This is a genomic window from Bacillus sp. 7884-1 (assembly GCF_002272245.1).
Classification (GTDB): Bacteria; Bacillota; Bacilli; order Bacillales; family Cytobacillaceae; genus Neobacillus.
Genome location: NZ_NPDD01000153.1, coordinates 1 through 24,237 on the forward strand (window position 1 = coordinate 1; position 24,237 = coordinate 24,237).

Genomic DNA, 24,237 nt, shown 5'->3' on the forward strand with positions numbered 1-24,237 from the left:
GTTAATAGCACTTTAAAAACAATATTTTTATTAAATTTTTAAATTAAAGTTTAAAGTGTCATATGAAATCCCCCAATTTACTCTTTTAATAAATGCAAGTATATTAAAATTTGTATTTATTAATTTTTATTTGGGTGGGGTATAAGAGAATGAAAAAGAAGTTTATTAAAAAAGCGACAACTCTTGCATTGGGACTAGTTTTGGTTTCTAGCAGTCTATCAAATACATATCTTAGTCTACCAACTAAAGTACGTGCTGAGGGGACGCTATTATCGCCTTTTCAAAGTGGAGCTGTAACTAGTACAAAGTCCGAACAAATCTTGGCTTCACTGACCAAAGAGCAGCGGGACGCATTGACTAAGCTTCAAGCCACGGAAAACTATGGGCCACAAGGATTTAATGAAGAAGAATTAAAGAGTGATAATGAAATCTCTGTTATTGTCGAGTTTAAGACCAAGCCTGAGAAAGTTGCGGTTCTTGATGCTGCATTAAAGGGAAAGAAATTAACAGCTGAGCATGCGAAAAACAAAATTAACCATGAGCACGCTACTTTTGAAGAGGATGTAAAGAGAATTTTGCCATCCACTCTAGAAAAAAGTGAAAAAAAGGCTTATCAAATAACGCGTTCCTTTAAAACAGCCTACAACGGGGTTTCTATGAAACTACCCGCGAACGAAGTAGAGACTCTTCTTCAATCAGATGCTGTAAAAGCGGTTTATAAAAGTGTTACCTTTACGATCGATCCGCCAATCCAATCAGATTCTAGTAAAGAAGAAGAATCCACTAAAAGAATAGAGAGTATTCCATTTCTAGGTGTAGACAAGTTACATAAAGAGGGTGTTACTGGAAAAGGAGTGAAGGTTGGAGTCATTGACACAGGTATCGATTATCACCATCCTGATTTAAAAGATGCATTTAAAGGTGGATATGATTTTGTAGATAACGATCTTGATCCAATGGAAACATCATACGACGATTGGAAAAAGTCTGGACTTCCAGAGACTAATGAAGGTGGTTCACCATATTATACGAGTCATGGTACGCATGTTTCAGGTACGATTGCAGGGCGAGCAAAAAATACGAGCGGTGTAGCTGTAAAAGGAATTGCACCTGATGCTGAAGTTTATGGATATCGTGTTTTAGGACCATATGGAACAGGTGGACTGGAAGATATTCTAGCGGGTATAGAAAAAGCAATTATAGATGGCATGGATGTTATCAATCTATCATTAGGGATCAACATCAATGATCCACAGTATCCTACAAGTACAGCTATCAACTATGCGGTTTTACATGGTGTGACTGCCGTTGTTTCGGCTGGTAACTCTGGACCTTATTCATATACTCTTGGCTCTCCGGGAGCGGCTGCTTTAGCATTGACGGTTGGTGCAAGCAGCACACCAATTCCGGTAGCAAAATATACAGGTGCAGTAGCTGGTTCTACAACAGAATTTCTTTTAAGCAATCTATACAGTGATTTGGTAACAGATTTGAGTGTTTTTAACAATCATCAATATGATGTCATTGATTTAGGGGTCGGAAGGGACTCCGATTACGCTGGGAAGGATGTCACTGGAAAAATCGTTCTTGTGAGTACCGGCGTTATTGGGACTCAATCTAAAACCATTTATGCTAAGAATCACGGTGCCGCTGCCATCATCGCCTATAATAATATCCCAAATGCTGGGACAACGCCTTTTGTACGAGAGGATCAAAACTTCATTCCAGCTTTTTCAATCAGCTATGAGCAAGGATTGGAGCTAAAAGCACAATTAGGGGCAGGCAATACAAAATTGACTTTGAAAAATTTTAATGAAGAGTACACAGAAGGCGATCAGCTTGCTAGGTTCAGCTCTCGCGGGCCATCACGCAATAATTACGATATGAAGCCAGAAATCACCGCGCCAGGTGTGAGCGTTTTATCAAGCGTTCCAGCTTATACAGTTTATCAAAATGATCCATCTAATTATCAATTCGCTTATAACCGCATGTCTGGTACATCAATGGCCGCACCTCATGTAACAGGAATTTCTGCTTTATTACTACAGGCAAATCCTGATCTTGAGCCAAGTGATATTAAAACGATTTTGATGAATACAGCTAAACCATTAGCAGACCAGTATAGTGTATTTGAAGTAGGCGCAGGTCGTGTCGATCCATATCGTGCCGTCCACGCAGGAATGGAGCTTCAAGTTCAAGATGAAACTCCAATTCGCGTCAATGAAGAAAACATTGTCATGAAAGAAGAGACAGGCGGACTTAGTTTCGGTAATCATTATGCAAACGAGGAAACGATTATTAAAAAGACTGTAAATATGACAAATTTAGAAGATAAAAAGAAAAAGTTTGATGTGGATGTCCAATTTCAAACAGATGTAAACGGATCACTAGATGCTAGTTCTAATAAGGTGAGCTTAGATATTCCAAAGGTTATTCCAGTACAATCTTTCCAAACAAAAAAAGTGCCTGTTACATTGACAATTCCAGCGACTGCCAAAGCTGGCATTTATGAAGGCTATCTTATCATGACAAACCAAGACGACAAAAACGAACAATATCGGATTCCGTTTAGCGTTCGAACAACTGAAGAAGGAATTGAATCTACATCCCTTTCTTCAAATGCAATTGCACCTTACCATTTACAAGCGATCCCAATTAGTGCTTCTACTTGGTATGAAAGATTGAATTTCAGATTAAAGTCTCCTATGAAATGGCTGGATTTAGTTTTGGTAGATGGAAAAACTGGAGAGGATATAGGATTTTTAGAAACTATTTATACGCAAGATTTATATGATAATACGAACTATTTTGTTGAAAGGATATTTGATGGTAAATACTATGCGTTTACTGGAAATCCAGAAAAGCCCATCTCCGCTCAACAGAGTTATGTAAAACCTGGATATTACCAGATTAAAGTTATTGGTACAAGTGAGCGTGATCATTATTTTATAATGAATAATGATATATATGTTGACGTTAACAGCCCAACGTTGACAACAAATTTTGATGGAAATGAATCACCTGTCTTTGAATATCAGCCGGGACAAAAAACAGTTCCTCTTCAAGTTAAAGTTACTGATGATGAAGTGGAAAAGATGTTTGCATCGGGAATGAATGTAAATCAGTCAATCATCTCCGTCAATTATGCTATTAACGGAATCACTAAGCCTGTCCTTCCTGTTGGGACAGATGGAACGTTAAATTTTGACTTTCCGATAAATGAAACCAACCCATTCAATCGCTTTACAGTAAATGGACAAGATGGCGCGAAAAATCAGACTCCAAAGAAAAATTACTATTTTGTTAAAGCGGGTACACCGTACGGATATATGAAGACTGATAAAACAAACGTTAAAATGGGAGAAACGGTATCCGCCACCCTCGTTTTAAATAACGTAGATAAGTTAAAATCAGCAGAATGGACACTCACGAACATCGGACAAAGATTTGAAATTGTTGATGCTAAGGCGAATGATGCCCTTGCGAATTACGGTGCATCCGTGGTGAATGTTGAAACGACAGGCAACACTTCAAAAGTGAAGTTGGCTATGGATGGAACGAAAACGGTGAGCGGAAAAATTCCTGCAATCAATCTGACATTGAGGGTGAAGGATACAGCCATTGTTGTAAGTGCAGCTGTAAATCCGACGATTGCTTATACAAATGAGCTGGGTAATCGTATATCTATCTCTTCTGCGGGAATGGAATGGCAACTACAGTCAACCTTCTCAGAAGTAACTGGCACATTAAGAGGATCTGCCGTGCCATTCAAAGATTGGACAAAAATTGGTGCATCTATCCGATTAATCGATGCGAACGGCACTGAGTATGATGGCACATCGACCCTTAATGTAAATGGAGATTACCGTATTTCTAAACTTCCGATTATTGACAATTCATTCACTTGGGAAATGAAATTACCAGGACATTTTATGATGAAACGCCAAATTCAAATCGGGGTTGAGAAGAATGGAAACATTTGGGGACAGCTTCGTTTATACTATAGCGGTATGGGAGCATCCTTTTATGAGTATGCTGTTGCTGGCGATGTGAATCAAGATAATGTGATTGATATCCAGGATGCGCTAACCATCCAAAAGGCTTGGAATACAACTAACAGAGCGGCGGATATTAACTTCGACGGAATTGTGGATGCAAAGGATATGTATTGGGTTGAAAGAAACTATCTAAAACAAAACCATGAAGCTGACAATCCACCGGTACCTGTCCAACAAGTTGATGGAAAGACATTGCAAGATATTATAAAAGAATTGCAAATCTCGGCCTAGCATTTAAATTATCTTTTAATTCATAATGTGTGTGGCTCATGCCGATTAAGTAAGGCACAATTACCTTTCTATAACGAAAAGACGCTATTCCTTCTAAAATATTGGAAGGAATAGCGTTTTTTATCTTACGCACACATTTCAAAAAAGAAACAACTTCCTTTGTGGCCAATGCGTATAAGTCCAATAATCATCTAATAACTAGTCTAATAGGTACAGGTGCCTAATACTGTATATCAGACAGTTTAGAAATTGACAGGGTTGAGGTCACTGGTTCGATTCCTTCACAGAAAATCGATAAAGGCCCCGATATTCCCAAGGCCTTTTCATTTTTTTAATTTCGTTGTAAATTCTCCTGCGGTAACTATTGTTAGTAGGATTTTTACAAAGGCGTAAATGTCTGTCCACTTGAATAATTTTGTTAAAACTTTCCCCCAAAGCGCCCCCAATTCCCCCCCCATTTCTTTGGGGGAGAATACTTATTCTACTAAGTAGAGTAAAAATAAAAAACCCAAAAAGCGTTGATATAACGCAGTTTCTAGGGTTTTTGTGATTGCTATTTTATAAGCAAATCAATTAACGAGAGTAATGCTCAATGGTAGTGAAAACCTTGCATTTTTTGCAAATGACACAAATTTTTTCATGAATAATTTTGTTCTTATAATAAAACTGTTACAGGAATTTTGTTCTTATTGGAGAATTTACTAAGATAATAAAAATATTTATTTAGCCCACTGATCTCCCAAACTATACATTTCAATAAACCAAGGTGGATAAATGATATTGACACATCAAAAATCAGCATGTACTATTTACTTATCATTTATTTGAAAATTATGTATATTAAAAAAGTGCGCATGATTTTTTTTATTTATTCATGAAACCGGTTTCATGAAATGGGTTTCATTAATTAAAGAACTCTAACTTGAAAGGGGTGGTTATTCTATAAGGTTAGTCCTAGGGAATTGAAAACTGGAAATGGAAAAAACATTTACACTATTCTGGACCTCTTAGAATAAACATCTATGAAACAATCGGTCTATCAAGATTTATAGAGATTTGTAAGGAGGGGTACTGTTGGTAAAGATAAACAAAAGAATTTCAACTTTTTTGGCTTTGATCCTCATTGTTTTACCCGCGTTGTCAACTAGTAAACCTGTTTCTGCGGAGACAGTGAATTTGGATTCAGACATTCTGTATTTTGTAAATGCAGGTGATGGTACACCTAACACCGTTGAAGGAACGGACAAAATGGGACTATATTCTAGTAAAACGGAGCAGATGTATGGTAAAGATGAAGTTACAGGGAAAAAGTGGGGTTTGGTAACTACTACTAGTGGTACTAGTGGTTCTAGTAGCAGTGATAAATTAGGATCTCTTCGATATTATAATGGTCCGCAAGTCCGTGATAAGGCATTAGTATATAAATTTGAATTACCGAATGGTGACTATGACCTTACTCTAGGATTCAAAAATCCATGGAGTGGCCGAAGTGTCAATATTATCAGTGAGGGCCAAAATCTATCAAATGGCGATTATGATATTGGAAGCTATTCCACGGTTAAAGAGGTAGAATATCAACAAATAACTGTTAACGACGGAGAATTAGAAGTTAAGATCCAGGGACCTTCAACAGGAAGCTTATCAAACTATAATGATCCACTCGTTAATTACATTATCGTCAAGAAGTACCAAGCGGTTTCTCTTTTTGATTTGGAAACAAAATTAGCCTCTGCAAAAGAAGTAGCGCAAAAAACAGAAACCTACACTAAATACAGTTTAGTGGAACTTAATAAAGCTATTGTGCAGGCAGATAATTTGGTTGATAATATAAACGAAAATGGATTAGATATTAACATGAAAACAGTCCAGGCACAAATACGGACTAGTTTGAAGAACTTAGATACGGCACTAGCAGGCCTTATCGTATTCGCCCCAAACGATTCATTTAAACCTGGACAGGTTTGGACAGATACATATGGTGCTCCAATCCAAGCACATGGCGGCGGTATCATGTATGACGAGGAAACGAAGAAATATTATTGGTACGGTGAAGATAAAACCAACGGATACCTTCCCGCTAGAGGTGTTAGGGTTTATTCATCAACAGATCTTTATAACTGGCAAGATGAAGGTCTCGCTCTAACAGCCATTGAATCGATGGACCAATTTGAAACAGATCCACTTATCTCCAAACTTTATGAAGGCAGAGAAGATAAAGCTGATATAAAAAATGATATTGGTACAGACAGGATTATTGAAAGACCAAAAGTAATCTACAATGATAAAACAAAGAAATATGTGATGTGGATGCATACCGATGGTCCTTCTGCTACGTCAAATGCAAACTATGCAAAGGCGGAAGCAGGCTATGCATTAAGTGATTCTCCTACCGGACCTTTCGTCTATCAAGAAAGTAACCGTATGGACCGAGTTCCTGAAGGTGCGGAATATAATGGACAGCCAAACCAGCCTGGTATGGCTCGTGATATGAACTTATTCAAGGATGACGATGGTACAGCCTACCTAATTTATTCCAGTGAAGAAAACATGACGATTTATATTTCGAAATTGAATGACTCATATACGGATATTGTAGGCTGGCATAAGGACGGAAAGGTAGAACGCGATACTACATACAAATCTGTCTATGGTGAGGATTATGTAAGAGTATTTCCAGGTGCACAGCGAGAGGCACCCGCGATGTTCAAATATAATGGAAAGTACTATTTAATAACATCTGGTGCGACAGGATGGGCACCGAATTCAGCAAGATATACGGTTGCTGATGAAATTTTCGGAGAATGGAAACCTATGCGCGATCCTTCAATCGGTGAGAAAGCTTCCACAACATTTGATTCACAAAGCACCAATGTCATTACAATTGATGCTAAAAAGGGAAAATTTATATTTATGGGTGACAGATGGAAGGAAAGCGATTTAAAGGATTCTCGATATATTTGGCTTCCAATCGAATTTGGCCAAGGTGATGAAATTAGTATGCAATGGTATGACGATTGGAAACTGGATACTTTAGACAGAATGGGGAAAGTCACAGTTAATACGGAGCTGCCAGCCAAGGTATCTGTTGATCAAGTACCTAATTTACCAAAAATGATTAATGTGACCAATTCAGAAGGAATCCAAATGGACACGTCAGTAACATGGGACGTTAATATTGAGGCATTCTCGAAGCCTGGAACAGTAGTGGTTGAAGGGACACTTTCTGAATTAGCTAATAAAGTGATCAGAACAAAGATATTAGTTTTGCCAGAACATGTAAGATATTTTGTTCATGGTGGCGGGGCGAAAACAAATGATTACGAAACATGGTCGTCTTTTATGCAAGGTACACTCCTTAATAAAGATATCATTGATCAAAAGTATGACCCAGCAAATGGACAAACATGGGGGTATATTGGGGATCGTACAAAACCTTCGGGCAGTAACAGTGGAGATTTATTTTCTTCGTTACGTTACCTTTTAAGTAATTCCGGTGATGATCTCTCATATAAGTTTGACTTGAAAAATGGTAAATACACTGTATATACCGGACTCTACGATCCTTGGTACAGTTCTACAAAGGGTAGCAGAAAAGCTGATATATTAATTAATGGTGAAACCAAAACGAAGGGCTATGTATTTACGAGTTCTTACGATGTCAAAGGCTATAAAAATGTGAACGTAACGGATGGGAAACTTGACCTCACTGTTCGCAGGGTAGCTGGTTCACCTGATCCTCAAATCAGCTGGATTATGATTGTGGAAGAAGATACAACATCTCCTGTAATCACAGTAACCGGTAATAAGGAAAGTTATTCTGTTGATTCAAACATATCTATCACTTGCAGTGCAACTGATGATTTGTCTGGAATTGCTTCTGTCGATTGCCCGTCCATAGAAGGGCCGTCATATGATTATAGTGTAGGAGTAAATAAATTCACAGCCAAAGCTATTGATCGTGCAGGTAATGCAGCAGAAATAGAATACCAATTTACGGTAACTGTGGACTTTGATAGTTTAAGCCGATTAACCGAATCTTTTGTAACGAATACGGGGGTTGCTGAATCACTGACTACCAAACTTAATGGAGCAAAAGAAGCAGCAGCGAAAGGTAATCAGAATGCCGCAGAAGGTAAACTTAAGGCGTATGTAAATGAGTTATCTGCTCAAAGTAATAAGTCACTTACGAAAGAAAAGGCAAATCTATTAATTTCTTTGTCTGGAAATCTGTGAATAAAAAAGGTGATTTCATCATATTTATCATCAATGAGAGGTTAAAGAGGTGAAAACATGTTACGCAATGTTGGCAAAAGATTCATCTGGTTCCTGTTCGGAAGTACGGTTTTTGCTACTTTTATCGGATATGTCTTGTTTAAGGCTGGCCTCATTTCATTTCAAGGTATTCCTAAATCCCAAAGAGCATTGAATATTAAAGAACGTGATCGAAGCAAAAGAGTCGGTAGAATTCGAGTTACTTAGAGATTTCTAGATCACCACTTTAAACTTTTAGTTGCTCAAATCTTTAAAATAGGAAATAAATAAACAATTAAGATGAAGTCATTAATAACCAACTTGGTATGCCTATGGGCTGCCAAGTTTTTTGTCATTTTATGCTAACAGAAACTTATTGTGTAGGGAAATGAGTTACATGCAACATAATAGTATAAACATCCAGAAGGTTAAATAATGGATGAAAAATACATAACTCTTCAATTAAAAAATTGTAGTACGACCACTGCCTTGGTCTGCACTACTGAAGGAATTTATACCTTTTCACATATATACAAACACACGGCAACCCCTTGGAACAAAATGGGGTAACCGTGTGTTTTTCAGGTTCTATGGAAGGACGACTGGCAATTATCTGCATTTAAAGCTTCTTACTATTTTTCGAAGCTTTACGATAAAGTCCTCTATCTACCATGGTATCCCTTTAATACACCGGGAAAATGACAATTAATATTGCGAAATATGTTGGAAAAAATCCAACTGTTTAATGTATTGAGTGGTAAGTATACTAGAAAGAAATAAATGATTAATGAAAGGATGAATGAACTGATAATGAGTAATAGATTGATTATTGGATTGGACGGCGGAGGAACGAAAACGAGAGTCATGGTCAAAGAACGACAAGACGGAGAAATACTATTTGACCAAAATTTTGGGATGTCAAATTATAATAACATCGGCGTAGAAGGTCTTAAACCAGTATTTTGCGAAATTTATGAAGCTTTATTTACTTGTTTTCAAGAGCAACTGCAAGATGCGATTCTCGTACTAGGTTCTGCAGGTGTTGATAGACCGAAGGATGTTGAAATCTATTTGACTGCATTAAAAGAAAGCGGATTTACTTGCCATCTAGAAGTGGTGAATGATGCAGAAATTGCTCTTGTTGGCGGCAACGGAGATCGAAAAGATGCTTTGATGATCGCTGGAACAGGTTCCATTGTTGTGGGAGTTGACTCAAAAGGAAAAATCGTACGTTCTGGTGGATGGGGCGGATTGATAAGTGATGAAGGAAGCGGTTTCCAAATTGGTCGACATGCGATTGCAGCTGTTATGCAAGAGTACGACAAAGTTATTGCACCTACATCCTTTACTGAAAAGTTGCTGGCTCATTTTCAGTTGACTTCTCCAGAAGAATTTATCGATTTATTATATTTGGAAGATAAGCTGCCAGTTGACAAGGTAGCTTCATGTACGCCAATTATTCTAGAAGCATGGGCAAAAGGAGACGAAGCTGCTCGGACGATTGTTGAAGCCGAACTAGAGAAATTAGTTCGTTTAGTCGTTGGAATCAGTCGACAAATGGGATCAGGAAAATTCCGTCTCTCTGTTGCAGGCAGTTTGTTGACGAAATCAACAGATTATTTCGGTACGTTAAAAGAGAAGTTAAGAGTGGTTTTACCACATGTAGAGATTTCTCCACCACTATATGATCCCGTATTCGGTGCCATCATTATTGGTGCGCGGGTACAAGTAAATACAAATTATGAATAGTAAGGAATGTGACGTAACATGCGTGAAATAGGAATTAGTGTGTATCCCAACTTTTATCCATTAGTTCAAATCAAAGATTATTTGGAAAAGGCCCATTCGTTGGGTTTTAAAAAAGTATTTGTTTCACTGATTTTAAATAATCATGGTTTTGAAGGTGCAGAGGACGTAAATGCAAACACTTGGAATGACATCCTGAGTTACTGTAAAAAACTTGGTATGACTGTATCAGCTGATATGAATGATGAAGTTTTCAACGAGCTGGGTTGTATATTGACCGATCTTACAGCGTTACAAAATATGGGCATCACAAAACTCCGTATTGATGGAGGTTTTACGAGCCAAGAAATAGCACTTCTTTCAAAAAATCAGCAGGGGATTCAAATAGAAGTAAACGCTTCGATGTCTTCTTCTGATAATCAGAATGGAAGCGCTATACGTGAATGTCGTGAATTTTTAGAAACGGTAGAAAAAGAAGGAAATATTGGTCAACTAACCGCTTGTCACAATTTTTTCCCGCTGCCAGATACAGCATTGTCTCTTGAGGACATTCGTCCAATTAACGACTTGTTTGCCTCATTCGGTGTGCCGGTCGGTGGGTTTGTTGCATCGCAGCTTTCACCTAAAGATTTGCACCACTTAGGTCATGGGGTTTGCACGATTGAAAAACACCGCTTTTTGCCTTGTCATATTGCAATGTTAGAGTTATTTGCAAATGGTTTTGATGATGTGCTAATTGGTGACTCGTTTGCCGACCTTTCAGAGCTTATCGAAATGGCAAGGTGCTACAAACAAGATTATATTGAGATTCCAGTAGTATTTAATCAGTTTGTTCCTCATAATACAAAAATGACAATTCAAGAGTCAGTCCTAATTTCAAGAGTTGATCAGCCTGCAAATCTAATTCGGGCGACTGATACGAGAGGAATGGAAGTGCCTCCTTGCTTTTGTGCACCAAGAGGAAAGCATACGATTTCTGTTTTAAATAATAGAAGTGCGCAATATGAAGGGGAATTGCAAATCTCATTGAAAGATTTAGGACAATCGGTTGAGCACAATGTGATTGGATTTGTTCATCCTTTTGCAAAAGATTTATTGACTTATCTTTTAGCAGGCAGAAATAAATTCCGATTAGTAGAATATAAGTAAAAAATTTTATAGTAGATGAATGATTTTAGACTGTTATTTGATGTGTTTAAAAAACAAAGTTATAAAACGTTAATGAAACCAGAGGTGATGGAATGGTGAAAAGCGCCATTATTCTTGCGGCAGGCAAGGGCAGTAAAATGTTCCCTTTCAATGCGGTTCGCTCCAAAACAACAATAAAAATCGCAGGGAAGCCATTAATCCGCTATAACATTGATTCCATTGTGGAAATGGGAATAGAAGAAATTGTTGTTGTCGTTAATGAAGAACATCAAAGAGAAATAGAAAATCTTTTATCAGATATTGAAAACGTTAAATTTGTAAGTGATCAAACCAATTTAGGAAGCGCAGAAAGTCTGGTAAAAGGAGCTGAGAAACTCTCTGATACGAAGGACTTTATCGTTCTCTATGGGGATACCATCGTTGAACAAAAGGATTTAGAGAACTTAGTGAATTCAATAAAACCTGCTGTGTTGTTGAAAAATTTAGAGGAATCCTCAAGAAACTGGATTGGTGCGAGTATTGAAAATGGGTTCGTTCAGTCGATCGGTGCCCACTATCGTGGGAACAGCATTACCCATCAATTTGCAGGATTTCACTTTGACGATACAATTTTAGATTATGTGAAAAGAACTCCAGATTATTTTCCAGATGTAAAAGTAGGTGTAGGTGTTCCAAAAGAGAGATATATTGAAGCTGGGCTTCTGAAATCGCTTGATAAACTAAAATTGAATGCTATCGAATGTAGTGGATATTTCTTTGATATTGACAAGCCTTGGCATATGTTACAAGCGAACCAATTTATGGTAGATCATTTTTGTCATGCACTAAAAGAGAACCAACTTGCAGAAGGTGCGACGATTTCAGCACATGCAACCATTCATGGCCATGTAAAACTGGGCAAAAACTCCTCAATTGGTGAACGAGTTGTCATTCACGGTAACCTGATTGTGGGTGACAATACAAACATTGATAATGGAGCCATTTTTAATGGCAATGCTGTGATTGGTGATCATACAAAAATTAGTAATTACTGCATCATTTACGATGGAGTATCGATAGGATCGAATTGTATATTCGACCATTGTGCAGAGTTCCTTGGCGGAATGGTGATGGATAAGGTATATCTTTACCACTATGGCGAGTTTTATGGTGCAATTGGCAGTCATACGGATATCGGAGCAGCAACCGTTTGCGGAACATTACGCTTTGATGACGGAGAAACGGAGCACGTTGTGAATGGACGAAAAGAAGTACCCTTACATTTTTCAAATGCTGCTTATCTTGGCGACTATTGCAGAACGGGCGTAAATACAATTATTATGCCTGGTTGTAAAATAGGTGCTTATAGTGTTCTCGGAGCTGGTGCAATCATAGATAAAGATATTGAAAAAAATAGCCTTGTTTTCGTGAAACAAGATCTAATTATTAAAAAATGGAGCGAAAATAAGTACGGGTGGTAACAAATCAATAAAAGGGGAATAGTCATCATGGAGAATTATTACCAATATGTGACAACAAATCTCGAAAAACTGTATACGACACAGATTGATAAAATGGATGAAGCGGCCACATGCATTTTTGAAGCACTTCAAAATGGCGGACGCTTCCTAGTTACAGGTTCAGGTCACTCCCATATGTTTGCAGAAGAATTTTACGTAAGAGCGGGTGGATTTGCACAAGTCTCGCCTATTTTGCCAAATGAGTTTTTATTACACGATCATCCTTTAAAAAGTACTGTGATTGAACGCTTAGAAGCCTATGCAAAAGTTATCTTTGATTTATATAAAATCAACTCAAAGGATGTACTTGCCATTGCTTCCAATTCAGGAAGAAATGGAATGACGGTTGAACTTGCAAAAATGGCACAGGAGTGTGGTACAAAGGTCATTGCTTTTACAAATCCGAATCATCCTGCAGGTTCAAAATCAAGACACAGTAGCGGAAAATATCTATTTGACTTCAGTGATGTCGTGATTGATAGTTGCACTGGACCTGGTGATGCTTACTTTTTTGTAGAAGAAGCAAACACAGGTATGGGGGCAACTTCTACTATGGCGGGAGCTTTTGTAGCTCAAACCATTTCTATATTGTTAGCAAAAAAGTATCACCAAGCTGGACTGAAACCGCCAGTGTTTAAGAGCTCTAATGTTGATGGCGGAGATGAATGGAATAAAGAACTTTTTGCAAGGTATTATGGTGTTTAATTTAGCCCTAATAAGTAACTGGTAAAGTGAATAGGAGCTTAATGAGAAAAGTGTTCCCAAGTCCTGGGAACGCTTATTTGGCTTATAGGAAATTTTCCATGTACTGGACATGGAGGAAAATTTAAGGGATATAGAAGTGTTACTTAACTTGTATGAAGTAATACTTAATTTTTAATCGTGTAGAACTATGTTAAGATTCGTTCAGATTATTTTTTAAAATTGTCGATCGTGCCATTTAGCTTCAAATTTATGAGCTACTATTAATTTGTTTCAAATTGCTAGGAATAATGGAAAAAATCAAACTGTTAAATGTATTTGGCGGGTAGTAAACTTAAACCAACTAGAAGAGTTTCTAGAGTGATGGGGTAATGTATGCGAAGAGATCTAATTTTACAATATTTGTATCAAAAAGGCAAAACACTTACATCGCATGAACTTGAATCAGAATTCGCCATTTCAAATCGGACATTACGAAATGAATTGAAAGAATTAAACGTTATTGGAGAAAAATCTGGATTTGTTATTCAGAAAAAACGCGGTGAAGGATATTTACTTCATGTAGAAAATCAAGAAATGGTTCAATCGTATTTAGAAGAAATTAAGGGAGCTTTAGCCCCGGATTTACCTCGTGTTCGTGTAATCAATATTATTATGCTATTGCTTCAAACGACTGAGTTTCAAACCATTGACATGTTTGCTGATAGCCTAATGATCAGTAGATCGACAGTTCTTAGCGACATGGTTGAAGTTGAAAAGCAAGTTAGGATTTTTGATTTAAAAGTAGAAGCAAAATCACGTTACGGTGTTCGTTTACTAGGTGACGAAACAAATTTTAGAAGGGCGTTTTCCTATTTCTTAAGTCAAAAAGAAACAGGATTGTTAAAAAAATCTAATTATCTAAATTTCGAGAAAGCGTTTCCATTTGAAGAAATTAGAACTGTTTTGAGTGAAGAGGTACAAATCAATCATTTGAAATTAAGTTATTTTGCCCTTGAGAACATATTAATGCATATTCAAATACTCTCGTTTCGAGTAACTCAACACAATTTTATATTGCCTAATCAAGAAAAGAAGTTAGATGTTTCCCTGATTAAGCCATCTTATATGAATATAGCCAAGAGAATTTGTGAAGTACTTTCTGAACTATATCATGTTGTACTACCAGAGAGTGAAATGATCTATCTTGCTGCACATATAAGTGGTAAATCGAGTGTGGATGATATTGAGGAACAAGAAAAGAATGATTTGGAACAAAAACTAAAGCATTGTTTTGAAAAATTAGATCAAACTTTCTTGACACAGTTTTCAGGTGATCAACAACTTTTAGATATGCTTTTGATGCATATGTATCCTTTGTTAAGAAGAATATATTTCAACTTAAAGCTTACAAATCCATTGATAGATGACGTATACAGTAGATATTCCGACGTCTTTATGATTGCTTTAAAATTTTCTGAAATGATAAAGGAAATTTGGGGATTCGAACTTTCTAGTGATGAAATGGGATACATTACCATGCATTTTGCAGCTCATATGGAAAGAGAGAAGCAAAAACAATTAAGTTCCTATAAGAAAATTCTACTATCGTACGGATCAGGAGCAGGGTCGGCTGATTTACTTAAAATGAGACTCGAAACACTTTTCCAAGGTGCAGCCATTAATGTCGTTCTATACAGTGAACTTCAATCGGTTCATCTAGAAGAATATGATTTATTAGTTTCATCTCATCCGATTCGTTTTGACAATAGTTCAATTCCATATATTCAAGTAGCACCAATACTAACTGAGACGGATATCCAGAGAATTCTTCGTACGCTTACTGGGTATCCAGCGAGTAGAGTTAAGGAAAATGCACCAACACTCTTATCTCTGTTTCATTCAGAAATGTTTTATATAGAAGATACTAGAGAGTCTTTTGACTACAAAGCTTACATTAAAGAAAAAGCGAAAAGAGTTGTTGAATTGGGTTTTGCAACACCTGACTTTCCTGATTTGGTTGTCGAACGGGAAGAAAAAATATCGACGATTCTCCAAAATGGGATAGCAGTGCCACATGCATTAAAAATGGTTGCTATTCAAGATTCGATAAGTGTTGTGATATTTAAGAATCCAACAACTTATGATGGAAAGGTAGTACAAATACTATTTTTAATTAATCTTCGTGCGGGAGACTTGTTTTTACACAAGGAGTTAAGTCGATTAGTTTTACATTTAATGGAGCATCCCGAAGCGAAACAGAGAATTCTGAAATCAACTAACTTCAATGATTTTCAATACGAGGTTTCTAAAATATTATTCTGCTAGACTTACAAGATTCAGCCAATTATATGAAAGGGGTTGATAGTAGAAGGGGAATGAAGGGTTTAGAATGTATGGTTAAATCTCTGAGTAGAAAATGGATTCGAATATATTATATAGGAGGAACATAATGAAAAGAAGTAAATTGCGTTTTGGTAAACCTGTTACGGTTGCTGTTTTAGCTGCTACAATCGTTGCTGGTAATTTTAGTGGTGTAGTTGTTAAAGCTGCTCCTACTATTTCAACTCAATCTTTTACTGTAGCTCCTGTTTCAACTGGCACAAGTATTTATATGAACACTACACATATCACTCATGCAAAACCTACTGGTTTAGATACAACAAAGCCAGTAAAATGGACAACTTCTGATCCATATGTTGCATATGTTGATATGGTTGGCAACGAAAAAGGTGATTTCAGCGGAAAGATTTTAGGGGTATCTGGTGGTACGGCAAAAATCACTGGTACTGGAGTGGATACAACTGGTGCTGCTAAAACTGTCGTGATTACTGTTACTGTAGTAGAAGCACAAGCTACTACTAATCTTGAAAAATTAGTTTACTACTATAATGCTGGGGATAATAGGATACCAGCTGCCCTTTCAACATCGACTTGGAAAACAACTAATATTCCTTCGGCTCCAGCAGGAAAGAAGTTCCCATCAAAGAGCTATGTAGGATATGTTGAAGGAGAAGACGGTGTAAAATGGTTAATTTCAAAAGACACTTTAATCAAGTCAAATGACAAAATCATCTTGGGTGATGAGAGAGCGCATGGAGTAATTACTGGTATCGTATCTGATGCAATTACACTTTACGATCCTAACTTATCTTCGGCTGATCAAATTCAATATTTGCAAGGTGGGAGATATATTCCACAAACTGGTGAATCTTCAGGTTCTGGTACTAATAATGCTGGTAATACTGCAACATTTAACGCAAAAGAAGTGATTACCAACATCATGCCTGATGGTAATAATGGACTTTGGATTCTTGGCGAAAAAGGAAACGCAACTCACATTGTGAGAAAGCAAATGTCCTTACAAAGTAAAGCATTACTTCAAACAGAAATTTCAAGAAACTATACAGACAGATACGGATTCCAATCTGGTAATATGAGATTCACTACTCAAGAGGACATGATTAAAGCGCTTATGACAGGTGATAAAGATGTTGCTAGAGGAAACTATGATACAGACAATGACGGTCTTTGGACGACAATGTATGCTTCTGGTGAAATCTGGAGATACAACTACATGAAAAATACATTTGGTCCAAATGATGAAAGAACAAAAGATGCAAAAGCATCTGCTATTCGTGCAGTTGAATCAATCGTAACGCTTGGTTATGTATCTGGTACGCAATTAAAAGTTACTTCTCAATACAATGTAAACGACTATGTGTACGTTGTTAACTCTTATGGTGGAAGCGTAAAAACTATCGCTGAAGCAAAAGCATGGCTTACTGCTAACGAAGGAAAGCCAGTATTCGTTGATGAAAAGGGTAAATATACATTGACTGACACTGGAAATCCTGCTTCTGCTGGTTTCTTTGCTCGAACGTACAAAGTAGACACAAGTAACAATGGCGCTACAATTCCAGAAGCTAGGACATGGGATAATGCATGGATTCAAAAGAAGGCAGGACAAGCTGAAGATATTAATGGAAAAACAGTTTGGTATAATGTCCCTGGATCTTTCAAAAATGGAACTCAAACTGATCTTAAAGCATATGACACAGTTGCAGTACCTCCACGTTTAACTGAAATATTTGCAAACCAAAACGAAGGTTTTGATGCGGATTCAATGGATTTAGACTCAAATAAAGTTTATTACAAAGCAACAACATCAACAGATGAATTAGTAGGTCATTATTTTACATTAGACCTAGCATATAAGGCATTCAAAGAAGATGATCCAGAACTAGCAGCGCTTATCAAAAATGATATGATTAACCACACAAATGCACTAGTTCTAAACAACTATTTCCAATTGACTGTTAATGGTGAGAACCCAGCTGAATCTCGTTTTGCTAGTGGTTCTGTTCCTGGAAATGGATTAAACGGTCCGAATGCTCCAACTAGATGGGCAAATATGAACCCTGAATACCTTGATGGTAATAAGGATGCATGGGGAAGAGACGCAGACTATGAAGACGGTCCATTAAATGCGCAATTACAGTTACAAGCACTTGTAGTTGCAAGAGATTTGGGTACGTATACTCCTGAAGAAAAAGCAATCCTTGAAGATCAAGGCATTGATGTAATTGAACCACTTGATTATGCAAACGAATACAAAGTAATGAATGGCGTAAAAGCGTCAGAAAAAGCTAATGAACACAATGATTTTGAAGTAAGATATCCAAAAACATATAACTCAAAATCGATGCTTGATATGACATTACAATATCTTGCAAGATACTTTGGTATTGCTGCTCATAACGGTGATGATATCGGTGTAAGTGGTGTAACTCACGAATCATACATGAACTATTCTGATGAAGAAGAAGAAGCACTAGCATACTACACATTATCTCACCATGCTGATAAGTTTAACGGTGACGAAATCTTAGAAGGCATGAACCAATGGTGGACAAACGAAAAGAGAGAGAAAAACCCATTCATGACAACTTTCTACGCGGCTTCTCTAGGTGCATTGAAAGCTAAAGGTATTGATATCGGAAACGCACAAGTTGACCTTGCAGGTTCAGATTGGTATATGACACGTATACCTAACAATTTCATGAACTTTGATGTATTATCAGCAAACAGAAATGACGTAACACACGTAGCACCAAATCTTATGGTTGACCAATTAATCCCTCGTGATGAAGTTATGATGTCCAAGTATAACACAAACATTTTTGGAACGATGGATAGAAGAACGATTGACTCTGGTAACAGTTTAACAATGGAATCTTCAACTGTCATTTCAATGCCTTACTGGATCACTCAAAACCCTGAAGATGCTGCTTATGTAGAAGATTTAGGATCAAAAGTTACTACACCAGTTAATAATGGTACAGAAAATCTTGAATACCCAACTAATCTAGCATCTATGAATCCGCATGCTAAATATAATGCAGACACACATACATTTACAATTAACGTAGGTGATTCTGTAAAGCTTGATGCTAAAACAACGGGATATATTAAGAATGTGTCTTGGGCAACGAATGCTTGGGATCAAGCAGGATATATCAATGGATTACCTACACAAATTAATGCTGAATCAGATGTATTTCAAGTTATTGACCTAAGAAATATAGCAACATACGGTGATGAAGGAAACGTAAGACCAACGGATTTAAGTGTAAATGGCGAGTACTATGGTGCTTATGCAACTGGTTTAAAACCGGGAACAGCTACCGTTACGGCGTATGTTATTGATGGATTCTTTAGAACGCCTGCTAAAATAACATACACAATCAATGTTGTTGATCCTAAGAAATCAGCAAAGCCAATTGCTCCTACTGTGCTTGACAAGAATTCTTTTGCCTATCCAACATGGTTGAAAAATGCAATGGCTGATTCAAAATTAAATACAGATGGAAATAAATTTGTAGAAGTTAGTTACGAATCATCTTCACCAGACGATGTAGCTGTTGATAGTGAAACTGGAGAAGTTACGTATAAAACAGATAAGCAAGCTTTCATCATTGCTACTGTTCTATACTCTGCAATGACAATTGATGGAGAGCCTAGATTTGAAAACGATAGCCACGTGATGACTTTTGTAAGACCTGTTTCTAAGAATTCGCATCATAAATAATATTAATGTAAACAGTAGCTGCCTTACTATAACTATTTGCCTAATATTATTCCTTATTTAAATTAAATAAATTATGTTAAAAGGATCTTGGTATAAGGGAAATTTCTGATTTACCAAGATCCTAATCCTTTTAGGAGTGATAATTCAATGAAAAGTAATTTTTTTGAAGAGAAATTTTTACCGATTGCTTCGAAAATAGGTAATCAAAGACATTTGCTTGCCTTACGTGACGGTATTATGTTTGCAATGCCTCTTATGATAATTGGTTCGTTTTTCATTATCGTAGCTTGGTTAGAAGCAGAATGGTATCAAAACTTCATGGCAAAAACCTTTGGGGACAATTGGAATGCTTTTGGAGACATCGTTTATAACGGTACAATGGGTATCATCGCTTTAATTGCTGTATTTGGTGTAGCATACTCACTAGCAGGCAGTTATAAAGTCGATGGAAAGAATATTGATGGTGTTCCAGCTGGTGTTTTAGCATTAGCAGGATATTTAATTGTTAACATTATGAGCACTTTCACAGTTGATGAAGAAAGCGTATCCGCTTGGTCACCTGATATTTTTAGTGCACAGTATTTGTTTGTTGGATTAATTGTTGCCATTATTACCGCTGAAATTTATCGTTTCTTCTTACAAAAGAAGATGATCATTACATTACCAGATACTGTACCACCAACTGTTTCACGTTCTTTTACAGCCCTTATTCCTGGTTTGGTTATTATTATTTTCTTCTTATTTGTTAGATTTATATTTGCGCAAACTAGTTGGGAAACTTTCGCAACTTTTATACAGGTCGTTGTCACACAACCATTTACGATCTTAGGTTCAACCTACATTGGTACGCTTATCGCAAGTTTAATGGAACATCTCTTATGGAGTTTTGGAATCCATGGTTCATCCATCATCACTTCTGTAATGGAACCTATTTGGATTACAAATGCAGATGCAAACTTAGCAGCAGTAAAAGAGGGTGCAAAGACACTGCCGCATATCATTACGTATACATTCTATGAGAATGGTATCTGGATGGGTGGATCAGGTGCTACGTTACCAGTTGCTATCTATATGATGTTTTTAGCAAAATCAAAACTGCTTAAGAAAGTTGGACGTTTGGCGATGGGACCTTCCCTTTTTAACGTCAACGAACCCATAGTGTTTGGAGTTCCGGTTGTCTTAAACCCATTCTTAATGATTCCTTTCATGCTGGCACCAGTAGCAGTTTTAACCGTTACTTATTTTGGGACGTCGATGGGTATTTTCCCACAAACGACGGGTACGATCATTCCGTGGACAACCCCATATTTCATCAGTGGTTATCTTATGACTGGCGGTAAAATTATGGGTGTGGTCATGCAATTGGTTGCTTTTGCCGTTGCCTCTGCAATTTGGTTCCCATTCATTAAGATGTGGGATAAGAAAAACTTAGAAATGGAGAAAGCTTCTAATACTAAGATGTGGGATAAAAAAAACTTAGAAATGGAGAACGCTACAATTAATTAAGGCGTGACTTCTTTCGGGTGTCAATCTTTTCAAGTTTGACACCCATTATATCCGTTATTGAACACGCTAGATCCAAACGGACGTCTTAATTTTTTATGCGAATACCTACTATGGACATCAAAAAGAAAATATTTACTCCGTTACGATTAAAAAGAATGGCTGCTTTTGTAGTAGATGCGGTGATTATCTCAATCCTACTTTCCATTGTTTATCGAATATCAGGATTTGCAGACTTTCCTGGAGTCTTAACAAAGATGATTGAAATTCAAAAAACAATGAGTGAAGCAGCTAGTCAAGAGGCTACTGTACAGGTAATGGCTCTTTTTAATGAAGCTTTTCTCCAATCGCTTCTAATCTGGTTTTGTTATGATGTCTTAACAACCTTATTATTAAGAGGTTCTACAATTGGGAAGATGATTTTTCGATTGAAACTAACACACATCCATAACAAAAAAGGTAAGCTTGCTTATGGATTATTAGTGATTGTTAGAAGTTTCTTTAAATTTTTATCGATGTTTCTTTTTCAGGGCCTTCCTTTTTTGATATCCGTTATAAGCATATTTGCTAATCCAAACTCATTAGCTGCACACGATCGATTAGCTCGATTAGTCGTAGTCAATAAGAACGTCGTTACTAGCTTAGAATAGAAGGGGAAAAAATAATGAATATTTTACTTTGTTGTGCTGCCGGCATGTCTACAAGTCTAATCGTTACAAAAATGGAAAAAGCTGCTGCGTCAAAAGGGATTTCAGCACACATTTGGGCAGTTTCTGAATCTGTTGTTCGCTCAGAAATCGAAGAGGCGGATGTGTTATTGTTAGGACCACAAGTACGTTTTCTTTTGAACGAAATGAAAAACATCTGTGGGGAGAAAAACATTCCAGTTGAAGTTATTGATATGATGAATTATGGCATGTGTGATGGTGAAGCTATTCTCGAGCAAGCAATAAAACTAATAGTAAATAAGTAGTATACAATTCTGTAAGTCTCTCTTCCTATATAATGCCTCTTGAAAGCAAATGACTTTGAGTTCAAAGGACATTATGAATGACATGAAAAAACACATGAAAATAAAAAATTTTAAGTTTGAAAATTTTATGGAATACAAGAATACCCAAAGGGGTTTTTAACATAGAAAATTTGTGGCCATAAGCTTTGCAGAGTTTCAAAATTTCTCTTGAAAGAGAAAGGAGGTCAGTTTTATGGTAAAACATGAAACAGAAATTTTTACATTGATTTTACATGGTGGAAATGGTCGAAGTGCAGCAATGGAAGCCATTCATGCCGCAAAAGAACAGAATATGGATTTAGCACGCAAGAAATTAAAAGAAGCAAGTGATTCTTTAAATGAGGCACATCATATTCAAACATCGCTCATTCAATCAGAGATTGGTGGAAATCCAACAGAAATTTCACTTTTAATGATTCATGCCCAAGATCACTTGATGAATGCGATGACCGTAAAAGACTTGGCAAAAGAGTTCGTTGACATGTATGAAAGGGGCCTCAAGTAATGTCAAAGAAATTTAAAGTTGTGACAATTGGTGGGGGCTCTAGTTATACGCCGGAACTAGTTGAAGGCATTATTAAGCGTTATGAAAAAATACCAGTTACAGAACTTTGGCTTGTTGATATCGAAGCAGGTCGCGAAAAATTAGAAACAGTTGGTGCGCTAGCAAAGCGTATGATCAAAAAAGCTGGGGTTCCAATGGAGATTCACCTTTCGTATGATCGTCGTGAGGCTTTGAAGGGTGCTGATTTCGTTACGACACAACTTCGTGTTGGGCAATTGGCTGCACGTGCACTTGATGAAAGAATTCCATTAAAACATGGTGTAATCGGTCAAGAAACCAATGGTGCAGGTGGTTTGTTTAAAGCGCTCCGTACGATTCCTGTTATACTGGATATTTGTAAGGAAGTGGAAGAGCTTTGTCCAAATGCGTGGGTACTTAACTTTACAAACCCTGCAGGTATGGTGACAGAGGCAGCATTAAGATATTCAAATGTTAAGAAATTTATTGGCCTTTGTAATATACCGATTGGAATGGAAATGGGTATTGCGAAACTTTTAAACGTGGATCACTCTCGTATTCGTATTGATTTTGCAGGTCTTAATCATATGGTTTTTGGAATAGAAGTTTATCTAGATGGAGTAAGTGTAAAAGATAAAGTTCTTGAAATGATCATGGATCCTGCCAATGCAAGTTTTGTAAAAAATATTGACGCGGAGGAATGGGCACCTGAATTCCTAAAAGGTATCAATGTCATCCCATGCTCATACCATCATTACTACTACAAAACATCTGAGATGTTGGCAAGAGCATTGAAAGAATTTGAGTCTAATGAAACACGTGCAGAAGTCGTACAACGGATTGAAGCATCTCTATTTGAAAAATATAAAGATGAAACGCTAGATGTAAAACCACCTGAGTTAGAAAAACGTGGTGGAGCCTACTACTCCGATGCGGCTTGTCGTTTGATCTCATCTATTTACAATGATACGCGAGATATTCAACCATTGAATACAATGAACAAGGGGGCAATTTCAGGCTTACCATATAACGGTGCTGTTGAAGTTAGTTGTGTCATTACGAAGGATGGTCCGGTTCCATTATCGATGGGAGAATTGCCAGTTCCAGTTCGAGGATTGATACAAACGATTAAATCTTTTGAGCAGATGGCCATTGAGGCTGCGGTAGAAGGAAGTCGTGAAAAAGCAATCGTTGCATTGACGATCAATCCGCTTGTTGCAAACGATAAAATGGCTATAGCGATTGTAGACGAAATGCTAGAGGCACACAAAGCATATTTACCAAGGTTTTTTAAAAAATAGCCAATCTGATTGTCAGGTATTTTATCTGATTTCTTGATAATAGAAAAAAGTCGTATACACTTAAAGCAACGTTGATACATAAAACCCACCGGATCATTATTCGGTGGGTTTTGTTGATGATCAACAAAGTTATTTAAGAGAGCTTTATCATTGAACAATCGATCAATTCGGATGTAATAAGTTCTATAAGCA

General features: G+C 37.0%; 14 protein-coding genes. All 14 read left to right on the forward strand.

All coding sequences use genetic code 11. The annotated features are described in order from the left end of the window. Nucleotides 1–149 precede the first annotated feature (149 nt). The 14 genes from CHI06_RS17970 to CHI06_RS18035 all read left to right on the forward strand — a co-directional run bounded on the left by CHI06_RS17970 (nt 150) and on the right by CHI06_RS18035 (nt 24,045). Nucleotides 150–4,289, forward strand: a complete 4,140-nt coding sequence (locus CHI06_RS17970; protein ID WP_095250003.1) for a S8 family serine peptidase — start codon at nt 150–152, stop codon at nt 4,287–4,289. Between the two features lie 1,074 nt (nt 4,290–5,363). Then, on the forward strand, nt 5,364–8,522 hold the full coding sequence (locus tag CHI06_RS17975; RefSeq protein WP_095250004.1) for a family 43 glycosylhydrolase: 3,159 nt from the start codon (nt 5,364–5,366) through the stop codon (nt 8,520–8,522). A 57-nt stretch (nt 8,523–8,579) separates the two neighbouring features. After that, on the forward strand, nt 8,580–8,768 hold the full coding sequence (locus CHI06_RS17980) for a hypothetical protein (RefSeq protein ID WP_095250005.1): 189 nt from the start codon (nt 8,580–8,582) through the stop codon (nt 8,766–8,768). Nucleotides 8,769–9,350: 582 nt separating this feature from the next. Further along, nucleotides 9,351–10,289: an N-acetylglucosamine kinase gene (locus CHI06_RS17985; protein ID WP_179292676.1), complete on the forward strand. Its 939-nt coding sequence runs from the start codon at nt 9,351–9,353 to the stop codon at nt 10,287–10,289. A gap of 18 nt (nt 10,290–10,307) precedes the next feature. Next, entirely contained in the window at nt 10,308–11,435 is a 1,128-nt protein-coding gene (locus CHI06_RS17990) for a MupG family TIM beta-alpha barrel fold protein (RefSeq protein ID WP_095250007.1), read from the forward strand. Between the two features lie 92 nt (nt 11,436–11,527). After that, on the forward strand, nt 11,528–12,895 hold the full coding sequence (locus tag CHI06_RS17995) for a sugar phosphate nucleotidyltransferase (RefSeq protein ID WP_095250008.1): 1,368 nt from the start codon (nt 11,528–11,530) through the stop codon (nt 12,893–12,895). Nucleotides 12,896–12,922: 27 nt separating this feature from the next. Beyond that, nucleotides 12,923–13,639, forward strand: coding sequence for an SIS domain-containing protein (locus CHI06_RS18000; RefSeq protein WP_095250009.1), 717 nt, complete (start codon nt 12,923–12,925; stop codon nt 13,637–13,639). Nucleotides 13,640–14,011: 372 nt separating this feature from the next. Then, nucleotides 14,012–15,943 (forward strand): BglG family transcription antiterminator, encoded by a 1,932-nt coding sequence (locus CHI06_RS18005; RefSeq protein ID WP_095250010.1) that lies wholly within the window; start codon nt 14,012–14,014, stop codon nt 15,941–15,943. Nucleotides 15,944–16,067: 124 nt separating this feature from the next. Beyond that, a complete protein-coding gene (locus CHI06_RS18010) occupies nt 16,068–19,706 on the forward strand; it encodes a hypothetical protein (RefSeq protein WP_095250011.1) in 3,639 nt (1,212 codons plus the stop codon). A 147-nt stretch (nt 19,707–19,853) separates the two neighbouring features. Next, entirely contained in the window at nt 19,854–21,212 is a 1,359-nt protein-coding gene (gene celB / locus CHI06_RS18015) for a PTS cellobiose transporter subunit IIC (protein ID WP_095250012.1), read from the forward strand. A 110-nt stretch (nt 21,213–21,322) separates the two neighbouring features. Continuing rightward, nucleotides 21,323–21,859, forward strand: coding sequence for an RDD family protein (locus tag CHI06_RS18020; protein ID WP_179292677.1), 537 nt, complete (start codon nt 21,323–21,325; stop codon nt 21,857–21,859). A 14-nt stretch (nt 21,860–21,873) separates the two neighbouring features. Next, entirely contained in the window at nt 21,874–22,182 is a 309-nt protein-coding gene (locus CHI06_RS18025; RefSeq protein WP_095250014.1) for a PTS sugar transporter subunit IIB, read from the forward strand. A gap of 232 nt (nt 22,183–22,414) precedes the next feature. After that, nucleotides 22,415–22,726, forward strand: a complete 312-nt coding sequence (locus CHI06_RS18030; RefSeq protein ID WP_095250015.1) for a PTS lactose/cellobiose transporter subunit IIA — start codon at nt 22,415–22,417, stop codon at nt 22,724–22,726. Then, the gene (locus CHI06_RS18035; RefSeq protein ID WP_095250016.1) at nt 22,726–24,045 is read left to right on the forward strand and encodes a 6-phospho-beta-glucosidase; all 1,320 of its coding nucleotides are present in this window, start codon (nt 22,726–22,728) and stop codon (nt 24,043–24,045) included. The genes CHI06_RS18030 and CHI06_RS18035 overlap by 1 nt, the downstream gene beginning before the upstream one ends. Nucleotides 24,046–24,237 lie beyond the last annotated feature (192 nt).